Origin of the sequence: Enterobacter sp. HNDS-6 (assembly GCF_039850505.1) — a bacterium.
In the GTDB taxonomy this organism is placed as follows: Bacteria; Pseudomonadota; Gammaproteobacteria; order Enterobacterales; family Enterobacteriaceae; genus Enterobacter; species Enterobacter kobei.
This window is the reverse complement of record NZ_CP156673.1, coordinates 3605016-3623982: the sequence shown is the minus strand read 5'-3', so window position 1 is coordinate 3623982 and position 18967 is coordinate 3605016. Positions and strand designations below refer to the sequence as shown.

16 protein-coding genes are annotated in these 18967 nt (G+C 54.1%); 6 read left to right on the top strand and 10 right to left on the bottom strand.

Annotated elements, in window-relative coordinates; genetic code table 11:
* The first annotated feature begins 4 nt into the window (after positions 1-4).
* Positions 5-2167 carry a YccS family putative transporter gene (gene yccS, locus ABFI50_RS16850; protein WP_179120688.1) on the top strand — a complete coding sequence of 721 codons (2163 nt, stop codon included), beginning with the start codon at positions 5-7 and terminating at the stop codon, positions 2165-2167.
* Here the strand turns inward: yccS and ABFI50_RS16845 are convergent.
* On the bottom strand, positions 2124-2750 hold the full coding sequence (locus ABFI50_RS16845; RefSeq protein WP_032637053.1) for a TfoX/Sxy family DNA transformation protein: 627 nt from the start codon (positions 2748-2750) through the stop codon (positions 2124-2126). The genes yccS and ABFI50_RS16845 overlap by 44 nt on opposite strands.
* Before the next feature lie 217 nt (positions 2751-2967).
* On the opposite strand from ABFI50_RS16845, the gene sulA reads away from it, so the two are divergent.
* Positions 2968-3477: an SOS-induced cell division inhibitor SulA gene (gene sulA, locus ABFI50_RS16840; protein ID WP_014883253.1), complete on the top strand. Its 510-nt coding sequence runs from the start codon at positions 2968-2970 to the stop codon at positions 3475-3477.
* 355 nt (positions 3478-3832) lie between these two features.
* Positions 3833-4888 carry a porin OmpA gene (gene ompA, locus ABFI50_RS16835; protein ID WP_014883252.1) on the top strand — a complete coding sequence of 352 codons (1056 nt, stop codon included), beginning with the start codon at positions 3833-3835 and terminating at the stop codon, positions 4886-4888.
* A gap of 64 nt (positions 4889-4952) precedes the next feature.
* Here ompA and matP read toward each other — a convergent pair whose 3' ends face one another.
* Complete coding sequence (gene matP / locus ABFI50_RS16830; RefSeq protein WP_023332611.1) at positions 4953-5405, bottom strand: macrodomain Ter protein MatP; 453 nt, start codon at positions 5403-5405, stop codon at positions 4953-4955.
* A gap of 186 nt (positions 5406-5591) precedes the next feature.
* Between matP and ABFI50_RS16825 the strand changes: the two genes are divergently transcribed.
* Both ABFI50_RS16825 and fabA read left to right on the top strand, forming a co-directional pair.
* Positions 5592-7352 carry a Lon protease family protein gene (locus ABFI50_RS16825; protein WP_014883250.1) on the top strand — a complete coding sequence of 587 codons (1761 nt, stop codon included), beginning with the start codon at positions 5592-5594 and terminating at the stop codon, positions 7350-7352.
* 68 nt (positions 7353-7420) lie between these two features.
* Positions 7421-7939, top strand: a complete 519-nt coding sequence (fabA, locus tag ABFI50_RS16820) for a bifunctional 3-hydroxydecanoyl-ACP dehydratase/trans-2-decenoyl-ACP isomerase (protein WP_000227926.1) — start codon at positions 7421-7423, stop codon at positions 7937-7939.
* Between the two features lie 71 nt (positions 7940-8010).
* Here the strand turns inward: fabA and rmf are convergent, their stop codons facing one another.
* The 6 genes from rmf to rlmKL all read right to left on the bottom strand — a co-directional run bounded on the left by rmf (position 8011) and on the right by rlmKL (position 15938).
* Entirely contained in the window at positions 8011-8178 is a 168-nt protein-coding gene (gene rmf, locus ABFI50_RS16815; RefSeq protein ID WP_013097261.1) for a ribosome modulation factor, read from the bottom strand.
* 256 nt (positions 8179-8434) lie between these two features.
* Complete coding sequence (pqiC, locus tag ABFI50_RS16810) at positions 8435-9001, bottom strand: membrane integrity-associated transporter subunit PqiC (RefSeq protein ID WP_014883249.1); 567 nt, start codon at positions 8999-9001, stop codon at positions 8435-8437.
* Entirely contained in the window at positions 8998-10638 is a 1641-nt protein-coding gene (pqiB, locus tag ABFI50_RS16805; protein ID WP_014883248.1) for an intermembrane transport protein PqiB, read from the bottom strand. Before pqiB ends, pqiC begins: the two co-directional genes overlap by 4 nt.
* Before the next feature lie 4 nt (positions 10639-10642).
* Positions 10643-11896: a membrane integrity-associated transporter subunit PqiA gene (gene pqiA, locus ABFI50_RS16800; RefSeq protein WP_014883247.1), complete on the bottom strand. Its 1254-nt coding sequence runs from the start codon at positions 11894-11896 to the stop codon at positions 10643-10645.
* A gap of 13 nt (positions 11897-11909) precedes the next feature.
* A complete protein-coding gene (locus tag ABFI50_RS16795) occupies positions 11910-13817 on the bottom strand; it encodes an ABC transporter ATP-binding protein (protein WP_014883246.1) in 1908 nt (635 codons plus the stop codon).
* Between the two features lie 12 nt (positions 13818-13829).
* Positions 13830-15938, bottom strand: coding sequence for a bifunctional 23S rRNA (guanine(2069)-N(7))-methyltransferase RlmK/23S rRNA (guanine(2445)-N(2))-methyltransferase RlmL (gene rlmKL / locus ABFI50_RS16790; RefSeq protein ID WP_117581319.1), 2109 nt, complete (start codon positions 15936-15938; stop codon positions 13830-13832).
* A gap of 98 nt (positions 15939-16036) precedes the next feature.
* Between rlmKL and ABFI50_RS16785 the strand changes: the two genes are divergently transcribed.
* Positions 16037-17146 (top strand): YcbX family protein, encoded by a 1110-nt coding sequence (locus ABFI50_RS16785; protein ID WP_032637058.1) that lies wholly within the window; start codon positions 16037-16039, stop codon positions 17144-17146.
* Here the strand turns inward: ABFI50_RS16785 and zapC are convergent.
* On the bottom strand, positions 17143-17685 hold the full coding sequence (gene zapC, locus ABFI50_RS16780; protein ID WP_050862060.1) for a cell division protein ZapC: 543 nt from the start codon (positions 17683-17685) through the stop codon (positions 17143-17145). The two genes, ABFI50_RS16785 and zapC, sit on opposite strands and share 4 nt — an antisense overlap.
* A gap of 165 nt (positions 17686-17850) precedes the next feature.
* Positions 17851-18861, bottom strand: coding sequence for a quinone-dependent dihydroorotate dehydrogenase (pyrD, locus tag ABFI50_RS16775; RefSeq protein WP_117581318.1), 1011 nt, complete (start codon positions 18859-18861; stop codon positions 17851-17853).
* Between the last annotated feature and the right edge of the window lie 106 nt (positions 18862-18967).

The window sequence follows — 18967 nt, the reverse complement described above, 5'->3', positions numbered from 1 at the left end:
GTTTATGCTAAGCCCACTGCTTCGCCGTTATACCTGGAACAGCTCCTGGCTTTACAACGTCAGGATTTTTATCGCGCTTTGCGGCACGGTAGCCCTGCCGTGGTGGTTGAATGACGTCAAACTCACCATCCCGCTCACGCTGGGGGTGGTGGCCGGGGCGCTTGCGGATCTGGACGATCGCCTGGCCGGTCGTTTGCGTAATCTGGTGATTACGCTCGTCTGCTTTTTTATTGCGTCAGCGTCCGTTGAGTTGCTCTTCCCCTGGCCGTGGCTGTTTGCGCTGGGCCTGACGCTTTCGACCAGCGGGTTTATTTTGCTGGGTGGACTGGGGCAGCGCTATGCCACCATCGCCTTCGGCGCCTTACTGATCGCCATCTATACCATGCTGGGCGTGTCACTTTACGACCAGTGGTACCAGCAACCTCTACTGCTGTTGCTGGGCGCCATCTGGTATAACCTGCTGACGTTAACCGGCCATCTTATCTTCCCGGTTCGCCCGCTGCAGGATAACCTTGCCCGTAGCTTTGAGCAGTTGGCCCATTATCTGGAACTGAAATCCCGGCTGTTTGACCCGGATATTGAAGAAGAAAGCCAGGCGCCGCTTTACGATCTGGCGCTGGCAAACGGTCAGCTGGTCACCACCCTTAACCAGACGAAAGCCTCACTGCTTACCCGTCTGCGCGGCGATCGCGGTCAGCGTGGAACGCGAAGAACCTTACACTACTATTTTGCCGCCCAGGACATTCATGAACGCGCCAGTTCCTCGCATGTTCAGTACGCCGCCCTGCGTGAAAAGTTTCGTTACAGCGACGTGATGTTCCGCTTCCAGCGCCTGCTGTCCATGCAGTCCCTGGCCTGCCAGCAGCTCTCGCGATCCATTCTGCTGCGCACGCCCTATCAGCATGACCCCCGTTTCGAACGCGTGTTTAGCCATCTTGATGCGGCGCTCGACCGCGTTCAGGCCAGCGGAACATCACCGGAACATATCAAAGCGCTGGGTTTTCTGCTCAACAACCTGCGGGCTATAGATGCTCAGCTGGCGACCATCGAATCCGAACAGGCGATGGCGCTACCGGGTAATGATGTGGAAAATCAGCTGGCTGATGACAGCGTGCATAGCTTTAGCGATATGTGGCTACGGCTGAGCCGCAACTTTACGCCAGAGTCGGCGCTCTTTCGCCACGCGGTGAGAATGTCTCTGGTGCTATGCGTCGGTTATGCCTTTATCCAGATAACCGGTTTGCAGCATGGCTACTGGATCCTGCTGACCAGCCTGTTTGTCTGCCAGCCAAACTATAACGCCACCCGGCACCGCCTTGCGCTGCGTATTATCGGTACGCTGGTCGGTGTCGCGATTGGACTTCCCGTGCTGTACTTCGTGCCTTCTGTTGAAGGGCAGCTGGTGCTGATTGTGATTACCGGCGTGTTGTTTTTCGCGTTTCGCAACGTGCAGTACGCTCATGCCACCATGTTCATCACGCTGCTGGTGCTGCTCTGCTTTAACCTGCTGGGTGAAGGGTTCGAGGTCGCCCTGCCTCGCGTGCTCGATACCCTGATCGGCTGTGCGATTGCCTGGGCAGCGGTGAGCTTTATCTGGCCGGACTGGCGTTTCCGTAATTTACCGCGGGTGTTAGACAGGGCATTGAACGCCAACTGCCGATACCTGGATGCCATCCTTGAGCAGTACCACCAGGGACGCGATAACCGTCTGGCTTATCGGATAGCCCGCCGCGATGCGCACAACAGTGATGCTGAACTGGCTTCGGTTGTCTCTAACATGTCAACGGAGCCTCGTGCCACGGCCGAGATGCGTGAGACGGCTTTCCGGTTGCTCTGCCTCAACCATACCTTCACCAGCTATATTTCCACGCTGGGTGCACACCGCGAGAAACTGGTCAACCCGGGCATACTCAACCTGCTGGATGACGCGGTCTGCTACGTCGATGATGCACTGCATCACCGGCCAGCCGATGAACCGAAAGTGAGACAGTCGCTGGATGAACTGACTCAACGTATCGCGCGTCTTGAGCCAGGAAACGACAGCAAAGCGCCGCTGGTGCTACAGCAGATTGGCCTGCTTATCGCTCTGCTGCCAGAAATTTGCCGGTTACAACAGCAAATCGCTACCTGGAGGAGTGATTCTTCTGTGGCTCAGGCAGCGCATTAAACCACTCCGTCAACTCCCGGCGAGTGCCTGCCGGGAGTGCCGCCTCATGCAAACCCTCAATAGCCCCCTCAAGGGCGAAGAGCACTTTAATACCGAGTGCCCTATTTTTAGCCCGCATCTTTAACCAGCACTCCCTGGCACCCAGTGCCCGCAGCGTCTCTTCGTTAGTAATGCCAGCTTCAAAAAGTAATACCTCAAGCTGAAAGGTCAGGTTTGGCAGATCTTTAAGCCGGTTTCGTTGATGGCGCTGACAGCGCTCTTTCCTCGCCGCATTGAGCGCGAAAGAGGAGAGCTGAAGCAGCCGTTCCCTGTCTTGCCACAGTCCATCATCGACACGGTAATAGTTGAGAAGTACCGGGCGGCCTCGTTTCATTAACGTCAAAAAAGAGGCGGCATTTTTTACACAGTATTTCGCGCTTTCTTCACAGGCGCGAAGGTACAGCTCGCCATCTGACACCATGGCAAAAACCGCGTCATCTATCGCCAGGGTATAGCCACCGAACAGTGCGCGATGATGAATTTCTCCTAGCGGTGAGAGGTATTCCTGGGATTGATAAATCCGTTCATAAGATATCTTTTTCATGATATTTCCCTTCTAAATCATAAGGTAACAGCGAAATTTCTTACTAGCGGATCCGTTAGCAGGAAAATAGGCAACTTAGCGCCGTTGAGCAAGATGATTTTTCGAGGGGCATCAACATTGAACGAATTTTGCGAGTCGCTTTCCGAAAATGAGGTTGATCTTTATGCATACAGGGGTTACTGTATATCCATACAGTAACTACAGGGCTGGAATGAATATGTACACTTCAGGCTATGCAAATCGCTCAACTTCTCTCTCCTCTACCGCGGGCACTGTCGCGCACAACACCGTTGGGGGTGTTTCGACGGGGCTTATTAGTGAAGTGGTTTATCGTGAAGACCAGCCTCTGTTGACCCAACTCCTGCTACTGCCTTTATTACAGCAGCTTGGTCAGCAATCGCGCTGGCAGCTCTGGCTGACGCCACAGCAAAAATTGAGCCGTGAATGGGTTCAGTCCGCAGGCCTGCCGCTGGCTAAGGTGATGCAGATTAACCAACTCTCTCCCTGCGATACCGTTGAGTCTATGGTTCGCGCGTTGCGCACCGGAAATTACAGCGTGGTGATCGGCTGGTTACCCGAAGAACTGACGGAAGAGGAACATTTTCGTCTGACTGAAGCGGCTGAAGAAGGGAATGCGATCGGGTTCATCATGCGCCCGGTTCGTCCAGATTCTTATCGCAGAGGACAACTTTCTGGGCTAAAAATTCACTCAAATTTGTATCATTGAGCGAAATTAAGATTTTTCCTGGAATTTTTTTTGACCGCAAGATACGGATTTAGTTCCCGGCGTCAAAATTGCGGCAAGGCGCGTCTGGAGCGGTTCTCCTTAATTTTACTGCACAAAATTCGTTCTAAAAATGTTAAATAATAGGTATACGGAACTTTTTTTTTCATATGCCTGACAGACTTCACACTTGTAAGTTTTCAGCTACGTTGTAGACTTTACATCGCCAGGGGTGCTCGGCCTAAGCCGAAGATATCGGTAGATTTATATTTGACCACGCCCCCCGGTGAAGGATTTAACCGTGATTCTCTACTTGAGACATTCATGGCGAATTTTGGATGATAACGAGGCGCAAAAAATGAAAAAGACAGCTATCGCGATTGCAGTGGCACTGGCTGGCTTCGCTACCGTAGCGCAGGCCGCTCCGAAAGATAATACCTGGTATGCAGGTGGTAAACTGGGCTGGTCTCAGTTCCACGACACCGGCTGGTACAACAGCAGCCTGAACAATGATGGCCCTACTCACGAGAGCCAGCTTGGTGCAGGTGCGTTCGGTGGCTATCAGGTTAACCCGTATGTTGGTTTTGAAATGGGTTACGACTGGTTAGGTCGTATGCCATACAAAGGCGACAACGTTAATGGCGCTTTTAAAGCTCAAGGCGTACAGCTGACCGCTAAACTGGGTTACCCAGTAACTGACGATCTGGACGTGTACACCCGTCTGGGTGGTATGGTATGGCGCGCTGACTCCAGCAACAGCATCGCTGGCGACGACCATGACACCGGTGTTTCCCCAGTATTCGCTGGTGGCGTTGAGTGGGCTATGACCCGTGACATCGCTACCCGTCTGGAATACCAGTGGGTTAACAACATCGGCGACGGTGCTACCGTTGGCGTTCGTCCAGACAACGGCATGCTGAGCGTAGGTGTTTCCTACCGTTTCGGCCAGCAGGAAGATGCAGCACCAGTTGTTGCTCCAGCGCCGGCTCCAGCTCCAGAAGTACAGACCAAGCACTTCACTCTGAAGTCTGACGTTCTGTTCAACTTCAACAAAGCGACTCTGAAACCAGAAGGCCAGCAGGCACTGGATCAGCTGTACACCCAGCTGAGCAACCTGGATCCTAAAGACGGTTCCGTAGTGGTTCTGGGCTTCACCGACCGTATCGGTTCTGACGCTTACAACCAGAAACTGTCTGAGAAACGTGCTCAGTCTGTTGTTGATTACCTGATCTCTAAAGGTATCCCAGCTAACAAGATCTCCCCACGTGGTATGGGCGAATCTAACCCAGTTACTGGCAACACCTGTGACAACGTGAAAGCTCGCGCTGCACTGATCGACTGCCTGGCTCCAGATCGTCGCGTAGAGATCGAAGTTAAAGGCGTTAAAGACGTTGTAACTCAGCCAGCGGCATAAGTTATCGTCTTATAAAAAAACCCCGCAATGCGGGGTTTTTTATTATCTGAAGAAAAACACAAATCTACTTTTTGCCCAGCAACGCCTGAAGGTCGTTTTTCAGCGACGACATTTGGTTAGCATACTTCTCTTTATGTTCGGCATCCTCAATCAACTGCACGATGGTTTCCGACAGCGTTTTACCACGCCGTTGCGCCAGCCCAGCCAGACGCTGCCAGACCACGAACTCCAGATCGATTGATTTTTTACGCGTGTGCTGATGCTCAGCATTAAAATGCCGTTTGCGTCGCGCGCGGATCGTTTGCTTCATCCGGTTTAACAACGCGGGATTGATGTGTTTCTCAATCCAGCCGTTAACCTGTACCGGTTCATTCTCGAGGGTCAGCAAAATATCCACGGCTTCTTGTGCAGCGCTGGCTTCGATGTAGCAGGTGATCAGCTCCCCTTCACGGTGCTTTTTGACCAGGTACTTCCATTTCCAGCCGCTTTCGAGATTTTCCAGTTGTTGATATTTCATTGCGATCTCAGTGTTACCACGTAACTCTGTTCAGAATATCAGTTTTTTGGCAATCTGCTGAAAAGAAATCATATCCTGTGAGTCAATGCAGCCATTCCCGCTGTCGAAATACCCAATCCTGCTTGGGTAGATCCCCCCGCTTACGGTATACTCCACGCTTTTACATCTGACTAAAAAACATCAACTTTGACGATTACGAAACTTGCATGGCGTGACCTTGTTCCGGATACCGAGAGCTATCAGGACCTGTTTTCACAGCCCGAACTCGCAACAGAACATCCATTCATCCTTAGCGATACGCAACCCCGTTTGCATTATGCGCTGGAGCAGGCGTTAAGCCCATGGGCGACATCGCCCTTCATGCTGCTGAAAGCCCCCGAAGAGGCGGAATATCTGACGCTTCTCGGGGACGCTATGCGCCAGTTGCGCCCGGAAGCGAACGCGGTCTTTGGCGGCCAGTATCGTATCGCGGGAGATAAGATCGCCTTCGAACCGGCGGACCAGGCCGATGACCGTTTTGCAGCGACAGGTGAAGTCATTACCGCTAACTGGGTCGAGGCTGAACAACTCTTTGGCTGTCTGCGTCAGTTCAATGGTGAGCTTTCACTGCAACCGGGTCTGGTACATCGCGCAAACGGCGGCGTGCTGATCATCTCTCTGCGCACCCTGCTCTCGCAGCCGCTGCTGTGGATGCGCCTGAAAACGATTGTGACCCAGCAACGCTTTGACTGGGTCGGTTACGATGAGTCTCGCCCTCTGCCGGTCTCCGTGCCGTCAATGCCGCTGTCGCTGACCGTCGTGCTGACGGGCGATCGTGAATCGCTGGCTGACTTCCAGGAAATGGAGCCGGAACTGGCTGAGCTGGCGGTTTACAGCGAATACGAAGACAACATCCAGGTAGCCGATGCTGATGACATGGCACAGTGGTGTCAGTGGGTGCTGGCCGTTGCGGAACGCTTTGCATTGCCAATGCCTGCCGCTGACGCGTGGCCGGGTTTGATCCGCGAAGCGGTTCGTTATACCGGTGACCAGGAAACCCTGCCGCTCAGTCCACTCTGGATAGGCAAGCAGCTGCGTGAAGTGGGTGTGATCAGCGGTAAAGGTGCGTTTACTGGCGAACAGCTCACGCAGATGCTGGCGCAGCGTGAGTGGCGCGAAGGCTATCTTGCTGACCGTATGCAGGATGAAATTCTGCTGGAACAAATTCTGGTCGAGACCGAAGGTGAACGCGTCGGCCAGATTAACGCCCTGTCCGTGATTGAATTCCCTGGCCACCCGCGCGCGTTCGGGGAACCCTCACGCATCAGTTGTGTTGTGCATGTTGGCGATGGCGAGTTCACCGATATTGAACGCAAAGCCGAGCTGGGCGGCAACATTCACGCCAAAGGCATGATGATCATGCAGGCGTTTTTGATGTCTGAGCTGCAGCTTGAGCAGCAAATCCCCTTCTCCGCCTCGCTGACGTTTGAACAATCCTATAGCGAAGTGGATGGCGATAGCGCCTCTATGGCGGAGCTCTGCGCCTTGATCAGCGCCCTGGCAGACGTGCCGATCAACCAGAACCTCGCGATCACCGGTTCGGTCGATCAGTTCGGTCGTGCTCAGCCTGTTGGCGGTCTGAACGAAAAAATTGAAGGCTTCTTCTCTATCTGTCAGCAGCGTGGTTTAAACGGCAAACAGGGTGTGATTATTCCAGCACCCAATGTACGCCATTTAAGCCTTAGCCAGGCTATTCTGGACGCGGTTGAGCAGGAACAATTCGCCATCTGGGCCATCGAAGGGATTGAGGATGCACTACCCTTACTGACAAACCTGGTATGGGATGGCGAGGGGCAGACGACCCTGATGCAGACCATCCAGGAGCGAATTGCTCAGGCGACACAGCAAGATGCTCGCCACCGTTATCCATGGCCGTTACGCTGGCTGGGCTGGTTTAATTCAAACTGATCGGACTTGTTCAGCGTACACGTGTTAGCTATCCTGCGTCCTTCACTAAAATAAGGCTTACTGAGAACATGGTAGATAAACGCGAATCCTATACAAAAGAAGATCTTCTTGCCTCTGGTCGCGGTGAACTGTTTGGCGCGAAAGGCCCACAGTTACCGGCCCCGAACATGCTGATGATGGACCGTGTCGTGAAAATGACCGAAACCGGCGGCAACTTCGATAAGGGTTACGTAGAAGCAGAACTCGATATCAACCCGGACCTGTGGTTCTTCGGTTGCCACTTCATTGGCGATCCGGTAATGCCTGGCTGCCTGGGCCTGGATGCCATGTGGCAGCTGGTTGGCTTCTATCTGGGCTGGCTGGGTGGTGAAGGCAAAGGCCGCGCACTGGGCGTGGGCGAAGTGAAATTCACCGGCCAGGTTCTGCCTACAGCGAAGAAAGTGACCTATCGTATTCACTTCAAGCGCATTGTTAACCGTCGCCTGATTATGGGCCTGGCGGATGGCGAAGTGCTGGTAGATGGTCGTCTGATCTATACCGCGAACGACCTGAAAGTTGGCCTGTTCCAGGACACTTCCGCATTCTGATTTTGCGTTAAGCCCTCCCTGAAAGGCGAAACCTCCGCAGTGCGGAGGTTTCTTTCTTTAAAGAGACGTTATCAGGCAATGAGTGCCCTGTCGCCGATGGCTTCTCGCCAGCCTCCAAGCCATTGTGACCTTTGATTTATCGTCTGATAAGGACACATTTCTTTAGAACGTCCAGCGATGCCGGCCTGATAACCACGTTGATGAGCCCGTTCCAGGCGATCTCGTTTCTGTCTCTTCATGCCTCGTTTCCCTCATTCTTTTGTCTGGTGGAAAGAAAACAGTGTCTGCACTCAATGTACAGGCACAGATAACGAATACCCCGAATTCATTGCAGCGTCAATGTTCAAAATTCATACGGGTGTCATATTTGTGAGCTAGCCAGAAGATCATTTGTACAAAAAGTGTGACCCGGCACAGGTAACAACCTGAAGCCAAAACGAAAAAAAAACCGCAATCAGCGACAGGCCAATTGCGGTTTTTGATGATGAATTTTACTTATGGCAGCCGGGAAATCTCCCTGGCGATACTGGCTGACTCCTGCGCCCAACCCTGAGCAAGGACTTTCACCATTTCATCATAGCCATCTTTCTGCTGCTTCAGTTCCAGATGGAAAGGACGTTTAATCAGCTGTCCCTGATGATTCAGCAGCCACTCTCCGCTGATGATAACGGCACCGTCATACCGACCATGGAAGCCCGTTACCGTGACGTTCAGCGTATCCTGATCGCTACCCAGTGGCTGGGAAGCGACAACCCAGCCCGGAAGCTGGCTGCTCAGATTTGCCACCAGCGTATTGCGCAACTGCTGATCCAGCGGGCTGGCCCACAGATTATTGTTGGCAATGGTGTACTGTACATCGCTGGTCTGGTAGACCACCCCGTTGCCGGCCAGGTAGTCCGGCACGGCAACTTGCTCAACCCACAGCAGACGGTTGCCTTGCGAAGCGGTACTCTGGGTACCTGCCTGCGCCATCAGCGGTAGCTGATAGTAGCTTTTCGTTTCACTTCCTGAGCTACAGGCCGTGAGTACCATCGCTCCTACAATCGCTAGCCATTTTTTCATTGTTTCGCCCTCTTCGGCTCAGGATCCTTTTTATCTTTCGCTTCAAACACCAGCGCGTTGCTCTTCTCGTTGAGCGTTTTCAGAACCGGCTGCAGTTCGCGCAAGACCTGATCAAGACGCTGCATATCTGCCACCATCTTGTTGTACGCCGCCGAGCCTGGCTGGAAGCCCTGCATACTGCGGTTCAGCTCGCGCAGCGTTTTCTGCATATCCTGCGGCAACTGCTGCATGCTCTGGCTTGCAGTGAGCTTATTGATGTTATCCAGCGTGGTTTGCAGGCGTTGCATCGTCGCCTGGCTCTGATGTAATGAACCTGTCGCGGCTTCAATCATTGGGTTCAGCGGCAGATTGTTAATCTTATCCAGCGTTTCCATCAGACGCTGCTGGATCTGAGCCAGTCCGCTGCTCACGGTTGGGATGATTTTATAGCCACCGAATTCACGAATGCCGGTAATCGGCGGTGCTTTCTGATAGAAATCCATATCCACATACAGCGCGCCGGTCACCAGGTTGCCGGTCTTCAACGACCCGCGCAGACCACGTTCCATCAGTTGAGAGATATGCGTGGCAATATCCTGGTTCTCGCCAATCTGGTTGATCAGACGTTCTGGTTCGATACGAATCAGCACCGGAATGCGGTAATCATCATCCAGGACCTGCTGCAGACCAGGCACAAAGAACGGTACTTGCCCAACCGTACCGAGACGAATGCCGCGGAACTCAACCGGCGCCCCCGGCTGCAGGCCACGAACGGAGTCTTTAAAGAACATCAGGAAGTCAACGTGATCGGTGTAGAGCGCATCCTGAATGCTTTTTTGATCGTCAAACAGGCGGAAAGCAGTGTTCTCCGCAACCGGCTGCCCCAGATCCAGACCTTCCGGCACGTCAAAACTTACGCCACCGCCAAACAGCGTTGTCAGGGAGCCCATTTCAACACGCATGCCTGCCGAGGTCAGATCGACCGCGATGCCGCTGTCTTTCCAGAAACGGACATTGCTGGTAACCAGACGATCGTTAGGTGCATTGATGAACAGCTGATAGCTGATGGACCTTTTCTGTGGGTCAAACGTGCTTTTCTCAACCGAACCCACACGATAACCGCGGAACAGCACCGGATCGCCCGCCGTGAGCTGGCCCGCTTTTTTACTGTCTAAAATCACGCGAATACCTTTTGCATCCGGCGGAGCAAGCGGCGGTGAATCCAGAAGCTGATATTGCCCCGGCTGGTTACCTTTTGTACCCGGCTGGAGTTCAATATAGGCACCTGACAGCAACGTCCCTAAGCCGCTGATCCCTTCGCGCCCCACCTGCGGTTTAACCACCCAGAAAACAGAATCGCCATGCAGCAGTTTTTCCATGCCGGCATTCAGGCGCGCCTTGATCTCCACATGGGTTAAATCGTCGGTCAGGGTTGCGCTTTCCACCACGCCCACATCCACGCTGCGGCTTTTGATGGTCGTTTTACCGCCCTCAATCCCCTCGGCATTGGTGGTAATCAGCGTCACTTCCGGTCCCTGATGGCTGTAATGATAAAACAGGATCCAGGCACCGATCAGCGCCGTCACGATGGGGAAAATCCACACCGGTGACCAGTTTTTGACCTTCTGCACTTTCGCCTCTCCACTCTTATTTTCCATGCTCTTACTCTTCCTCATGGCTTGATTCAGGCTCACGATCCCACGATAAACGAGGGTCGAAGGTCATGGCCGCAAACATGGTCATAATCACGACCAGCGCAAACATTAAAGCCCCCATCGCGGGATAAATACTCATCAAACCGCCCATCCGCACCAGCGCAGAAAGAACGGCAATCACAAACACGTCGATCATTGACCAGCGACCAACAAACTCGACCACCTCATAAATCAGATGCATGCGTTCGCTGTCGCGCTTTCCGTGACCTTTTGCATCCCAACAGAGCCAGGCAATGGCGATCATTTTTAAGGTGGGTACCATAATACTGGCGATGAAAATCACGCCGGCGACCGGATAGGATCCTTCGCCCCAGAGCAAGATCACCCCCGCGAGGATCGTCGAGGGCATTTTGTCGCCGAGCAGGTCGGTGATCATAATCGGCAGAATATTGGCGGGCAGATACAGCATGACGGATGTCACCAGCAGCGCCATTGTCCACTGCAGGCTGTTCTTGCGACGGACGTGGCCTTTCGTTTCGCAGCGCGGACACACGTCGAGATCGGCGGGCAGCACGGCGGTACAGCACGGACAGGAACGCAGCCCCTGGCGGATACCCGGCACACCGACCTTCACCGTCTGTGCAAGCGTCGGTGCCGGGGCAATATCGTCCCACGCCCAGCGCCTGTCCACGCACTGGAAGGCGCGCAGCTGCAGGACGCAATACAGGCACCAGGGCACAAAGCTACTGCCAATCCCGACATCGCCATACGCCATCAGCTTCACGAAACTGACCAGTATCCCGGCCAGAAAGATCTCAGCCATCCCCCAGCTTTTGAGCTGGAAAAGGACACGCGCGAGCCGGATTTTCAGTGATGTCGGCATCCTGACGCGGTTGACCAGCAGAAGAATGACCACCAGGCAAAACGCCGGGACTATCTGGACAAACAGCAGAAAAAAGGTGCCGAGACTGGCGTAATCTTCCGAGAACATCACGCCCGGGATTTCAAGCAGATCCACCTGGCTTGTCATCCCCCCCACCTTCATATAGATGAAGGGGAAGAGATTGGAGAGCAGCAGCATAAATAATGCCGCCAGTGCGTAAGCAGTGGGACGCTGCCTTGGCGCGTCCCACTCGGTCGTCAGCGTTGCGCCGCAACGTGGACACAGGGCTTTATGTCCGTGACCCAGCTCTGGCAACGCCACGAGCATATCGCATTGCGAGCATAATATATGCCTGTCGGCATGGTGCTGGTCACACATATGTTATCCCTGTTTATGCGCCGTTCTTCAGAGACTCAAGGTACTCCCAGCGCTCAAATGCTTCTTCCAGGGCTTTTTCAGCCGCGGACAGTTCAGCCAATACTTTCTGAGTATAGTCATGCGACTGGGTAAAGAATGAGGCATCAGCAACCTGTGCCTGAAGATCTTCAAGCGCCGCCTCCAGCTCTTCCAGACGCTGAGGAAGCCCCTCCAGTTCGCGCTGCAGGTTATAGCTTAGTTTAGCCGAGCTTTTCTTGACTGTTTCTGCTTTTGTTACAGCAGGTTCAGCACTTGTTTTGGACTTTGACTGTTTTTGCGCCAGAGACTGTGACTGCTGCCCTTTTGCATCGTGGTACCCGCCCACATACTGTCCAATTCGCCCTTCCCCTTCGAAGATCCAGCACTCGGTCACGGTATTATCAACGAACTGACGATCGTGGCTGACCAGCATCACGGTTCCCTGGTACCCGTCGATCAGCTCTTCCAGCAATTCCAGCGTTTCGACATCCAGATCGTTCGTCGGTTCATCGAGGATCAGCAGGTTGCTTGGCTTCAGGAACAGACGTGCCAGCAACAGGCGGTTACGTTCCCCGCCGGACAGGGCGCGAACCGGCGTCATCGCACGTTTCGGATGGAACAGGAAGTCCTGCAGGTAGCCCAGCACATGGCGCGGCTTACCGTTTACCATGACCTCCTGCTTACCTTCAGCGAGGTTATCCATTACCGTGCGGTCCGGATCCAGCTCCGCGCGGTGCTGGTCAAAGTAGGCGACTTCAAGTTTGGTGCCGCAGTGAATACGGCCGCTGTCAGCCTGCAACTGGCTCAGCATCAACTTCAGTAATGTGGTTTTGCCGCAGCCGTTGGGGCCAATCAGCGCAATTTTGTCGCCGCGCTGGACCTGAGCAGAGAAATCTTTTACCAGCACTTTGCCGTCAACCTGATAGTTAACGTTTTCCATTTCGAAGACAATCTTGCCGGAGCGGGATGCCTCTTCAACCTGCATTTTGGCGCTGCCCATCACTTCGCGGCGTTCGCTGCGCTCGCGGCGCATCGCTTTCAGGGCACGCACACGGCCTTCGTTACGGGTACGGCGGGCTTTGATGCCCTGGCGGATCCAGACCTCTTCCTGCGCCAGTTTGCGGTCAAACTCAGCATTCTGCAGCTCTTCCACGCGCAGGTTTTCTTCTTTCTCCAGCAGATAGGTATCGTAATCGCCAGGATAAGTGACCAGCTTACCGCGGTCGAGATCGACAATACGGGTCGCCATATTGCGAATAAACGAACGGTCGTGCGAGATAAAGATGATGGTGCCGCTGAAGGTTTTCAGGAACCCTTCCAGCCAGTCAATGGCTTCGATATCCAGGTGGTTCGTCGGTTCGTCCAGCAGCAGCACTTTCGGCCCGCTGACCAGCGCGCGGCCCAGGGCCGCTTTACGCAGCCAGCCGCCGGAGAGCGCAGACAGCTCCATATCCGCTTCCAGACCAAGCTGTGCCAGCACTTCATTAATGCGGTTTTCAAGCTGCCACAGGCCGTGGTGATCGAGCATCTCCTGCACTTTTGCGAGCTCATTGAGATTCTTGTCGCTCGGGTCGGTCATGACCAGATGCGAAATCTCGTGATAGCGCTTCAGGTATTCTGCCTGCTCAGAGATCCCCTCCGCCACGAAGTCGTACACGCTGCCGGTGACATGGCGCGGCGGGTCCTGCTGGAGGCGGGAGACAATCAGATCCTGCTCGTACACGATGCGGCCGTCATCCAGCCCCTGCTCGCGGTTGAGGATTTTCATCAGCGTGGATTTACCCGCGCCGTTACGGCCCACCAGACAGACGCGTTCGTTATCTTCGATATGCAGCTCTGCATTATCGAGAAGCGGTGAGTCACTGAAAGAGAGCCACGCGCCGTGCATACTAATTAAAGACATTTATTATTCCTTTCAGACCGCGGTAATCAACCAGCAGTTATGGATTTGACGGTTACGGGCGAAGTCCTGAGACAGCGTTTTTTGGCTAATTTCTTGTGCTTTCAGTCCCAGGGCTGCTAAACCGTCGTGATCCATACGGAAGCCGCGTTTGTTGTTCGAGAACATAATGGTGCCGCCTTTACGCAACAGGCGCTTCAGGTCGGTCATCAGGCGCAGGTGGTCGCGTTGAACGTCAAAGCTATCCTCCATGCGCTTAGAGTTGGAGAAGGTCGGCGGATCGATAAAGATCAGGTCGAACTGTTCATCGGTATCACGCAGCCAGCCCAGCACGTCGGCCTGCATCAGGCGATGCTGGCGCCCGGTTAAACCATTCAGACGCAGGTTACGCTCGGCCCACTCCAGGTAGGTACGCGACATATCCACGGTAGTGGTGCTGCGCGCGCCGCCGAGGCCGGCATGCACACTCGCGCTACCGGTATAGGAGAACAGGTTGAGGAAATCTTTCCCCTTGCTCATCTGGCCGAGCATACGGCGGGCGATACGGTGGTCAAGGAACAGACCGGTATCGAGATAGTCGGTCAGGTTAACCCACAGGCGGGCGTTATATTCGCCCACTTCAATGTAGTCACCCTTCTCGCCCATCTTCTGGTACTGGTTTTTGCCCTTCTGACGCTCGCGGGTTTTCAGCACCAGCTTGTTCGGCGTAATGCCCAACACGGCGATGGTGGCCGCAATCACGTCCAGCATACGCTGGCGCGCTTTTTGTGCATCAATGGTTTTTGGCGGAGCATATTCCTGAATGACAACCCAGTCGGCGTAGCGATCAACCGCCACGTTGTACTCCGGCAGGTCGGCATCGTACAGGCGGTAACATTCAATCCCTTCCTGCTTCGCCCACTTCTCGAATTTCTTCAGGTTCTTGCGCAGACGGTTGGCGTAATCTTCCGCCACGCCGGTTGGCTTACTGTCCGCCGCTTTTTCTGCCAGATGGTAGTTTTTCTGCACACAGTCCAGCGGACCGTTTTTTGCTTTAAACTGGCGATCGGCGCGCAGTTGCAGACAGCTCAACAGCTCCGGCGACGCGCTGAACAAAGACAGATTCCAGCCGCCAAAATAGTCTTTCATATTGCGGCCCAGCAGGCTGTGCAGGGCGATCAGCGCCGGTTCGCTGTCCAGACGCTCACCGTATGGCGGGTTACTGATGACGGTACCGTACGGGCCTTTCGGCAGCGGGTTGGTCAGGTTCGCGACATCTTTCACGTCGAAGGTGACCAGCTCACCGATACCCGCTCGACGGGCGTTGCTTCGCGCACGTTCAATCACGCGCGGGTCGCTGTCCGAACCATAGAAATGCGAGGTGTACTCTGCCAGGCCTTTACGCGCACGGCTCTGCGCGTCATCTTTGACCTCTTTCCAGAGGGCTTCATCATGCTGCGCCCAGCCTTTAAAGCCCCAGTGACCGCGGTGCAGCCCTGGCGCACGGTCGGTAGCCAGCATTGCGGCTTCAATCAGCAGCGTACCGGAACCACACATCGGATCGAGCAGCGGTGTGCCCGGCTGCCAGCCGGAGCGCATCACAATGGCTGCGGCAAGGGTTTCTTTGATCGGCGCCATCCCGGTGCGATCGCGATAGCCACGTAAATGCAAACCCGCGCCGCTCAGATCGAGAGAAATGCTCGCCGTGTCGCCGTTCAGCCAGACGTTGATACGCAGGTCCGGATTTTCGCGATCGACATTAGGGCGTTCCTTATTCTTACGGGTGAAGCAGTCCACAATGGCGTCTTTCACGCGCAGCGCACCGTACTGACTGTTGCGGATCTCATCGTTCACGCCGTTGAAATGCACCGCAAAGGTGGCATTTGGGGTGAAGATCTCTGTCCAGTCGATCATCTGTACGCCGGTATAGAGGTCAAGGTCGCTATAGACCTTGCACTCCTTCATCGGCAGCATGATGCGCGACGCCAGACGGCTCCACATCAGGCTCTGGTAAATAAGCCGCGTGTCGCCCTCAAAATGGACACCACCCTGAACTACCTGGCACTCTTGCGCACCCAGGGCTTCCAGTTCAGTTTTTAACAGCTCTTCCAGCCCACGGGCCGTACTGGCAAACAGAGAATTCATATCGTCACTTTTACTCTTAGAAAATTGTCGCGCATTATAGCTAATATGGCGTGTATGTCATAAAGTTGAAGGCTTATTTTCATTTGCGGGAGTATGCAGTGGCGACGTTATCCAGGCTTTTTATTCATCCGGTGAAATCCATGCGCGGCATTGGCGTTTCTCACGCACTGGCAGACATGAGCGGATTTGCCTTCGATCGTATTTTTATGGTCACCGAGCCTGACGGTACGTTCATCACCGCGCGCCAGTTCCCGCAGATGGTTCGCTTTACCCCTTCCCCGCTTCATGACGGATTGCATTTGACCGCGCCGGACGGTTCCAGCACGGTGATTCGTTTTGCTGATTTTGCGCCCGTCGACGCGCCAACGGAAGTCTGGGGTAACCATTTTACCGCGCGCATCGCCCCGGAAGAGATTAACCGCTGGCTAAGCGGCTTCTTTTCCCGCGACGTGCAGCTGCGCTGGGTGGGGCCTGAACTGACGCGCCGCGTGAAGCGCCACGATGCCGTTCCGCTCTCCTTCGCCGACGGCTTCCCGTTCCTGCTGACCAACGAGGCGTCGCTGCGTGATTTACAAAACCGCTGTAAGGCCAGCGTGCAGATGGAGCAGTTCCGTCCGAACCTGGTGGTAACCGGTGCCGATGCGTGGGAAGAAGACACCTGGAAAACGATCCGCATTGGTAGCGTCATCTTTGATGTCGTCAAGCCGTGCAGCCGCTGTATCTTTACCACCGTGAGTCCGGAAAAAGGCCAAAAGCACCCCTCTGGCGAACCGCTGAAAACGCTGCAATCGTTCCGCACCGCCCAGGATAACGGCGATGTCGATTTCGGCCAGAACCTGATCCCCCGCTCCAGCGGTGTGATCCGCGTGGGCGATGAGGTCGAAATCCTCGCCCGCGGGCCTGCGAGAGTGTACGGCGCCGGTCAGGAAGAAGAAAGCGTTGAAGTTGAGACGAACGTCGCCTCTGCCGTGGATATTCACTGGCAGGGCAAAATTATTCGTGGCAACAATCAGCAGGTGCTGCTGGAGCAACTGGAACAGGCCGGTATTCGCGTACCGTATTCTTGTCGTGCGGGAATCTGCGGATGCTGTCGTATCAAGCTGGTAGAGGGAGAGGTGACTGCGCTGAAGAAATCGGCAGTGGGAAACGACGGCACAATTCTGTGCTGTAGCTGCGTACCGAAAACATCCGTACAGCTGGAAGCTTAAACCGCCTGTTCGAGGCTGAAGGAATCGACACGCAGCTGTGGCTTCAGCCTGTCATTCATGACTTTGATCGCATCCCCTAACTGCATTACGCGCCCGGCAATCGTCACGCCGGGTTGCGCCAGCAGACAAAGCGCAGCATTTTCGCCCGGCTCCACCACTAACAAACTCACCTCTTCGGCGGTATCGCTCAGATTGACGCTGGCCGCATCACCCGTTGCTGGCGTCCAGTTCATGTCGTGCGGCAGGAAATGCCAGCTTTTCGGCATTTGCGGTTTCAGGAAACGAATCGCCACCAGCGCATTTAATACCAGCTCGGCACGCTGCTCTTTAGAGAGCACCAGATCGCGACATTTTTCTTCAAAGGAGAAATAAAGTGCAGCATCGTCAACGCAAAAGCCCGAGGGTGAAAACGCGTCCGGGGTTAACATTCGGCGGGCAAAACGAGAACGAAACAACATGCCATTGGCTAAATCGAGCATCATACGATCGTGCTCGTCGCAAAAATACCAGCGCCAGTTATCGTCAGGTTTAATTCGCATCTTTCTCTCCCGTCCCCAAACGTCCTGTACTAAAAATGTCCTGATTGTCGCTTCGTTTATAACAACATTAATAAAAGACCAGAATGTCTAAATAAGCAACAGTGACGGAATATAAAACAACCAGGGCTGGAAATAAAGCCCTGGTTGTCTGATTAAGAGAAAAGATTAGATATGCGTAACGATTTCTTTAATCAGCGGCGGTCCTTTAAAAATAAAGCCGGAATAGATTTGCACCAGCGATGCCCCTGCCGCAATCTTCTCGCGCGCAGCAATGACCGAATCGATACCGCCGACACCAATAATCGGCAAACGCCCTTTTAATTCTGCAGACAGAGCACGAATAATTTCGGTGCTTTTTAATTGTACCGGACGGCCACTTAACCCACCCGCTTCGTCACAGTTTTTCATTCCCTGAACGAGGGAGCGATCGAGCGTCGTATTGGTCGCAATAACACCATCAATATTATGGCGAACTAAACTGTCGGCAACCTGGATCAATTCTTCAGGCGAAAGATCCGGCGCGATCTTCACCGCGACCGGAACATATTTATGGTGGATCGCCTGCAGTTCATTTTGTTTATTTTTAATGGCGCTGAGAAGATCGTCCAGCGCTTCGCCATATTGTAAAGAACGCAGGCCCGGGGTATTCGGCGATGAAATATTCACCGCGATGTAACCGGCATAGGCGTAGACTTTTTCCATACAAATCAGATAGTCATCTTTACCTTGCTCAACCGGCGTGTCTTTATTTTTACCGATATTAATGCCCAGCACCCCATCGAAATGGGCTTTTTTCACGTTCTCGACCAGGTGATCAACGCCGAGATTATTAAAGCCCATGCGGTTGATCAGACCTTCGGCTTCCACCAGGCGGAACAAACGCGGCTTATCATTTCCCGGCTGTGGGCGAGGGGTAACGGTACCGATTTCAATGGAGCCAAAGCCCATTGCGCCTAGGGCATCAATGCACTCGCCGTTTTTGTCCAGACCGGCCGCCAGACCCAGCGGGTTTTTAAAAGTCAGACCCATGCACTGCACAGGTTTTTCCGGCACATTCTGGCGCACCAGAGCCGCCAGAGGCGTTCCGGTAATGCGACGTAATTGCTGGAATGTCAATTCATGAGCGCGCTCAGGGTCGAGCTGGAAAAGGGCTTTACGAACGAAGGGGTAGTACATGAACTCTCCTGGATTCCCGGTGTGCAAACCGGGAGGGGATTATGGGCGATCCCGCTGCGAAAAGGAATTGACCTGCGGCAAAAAAAACAGCGTAAAACGCAAACGT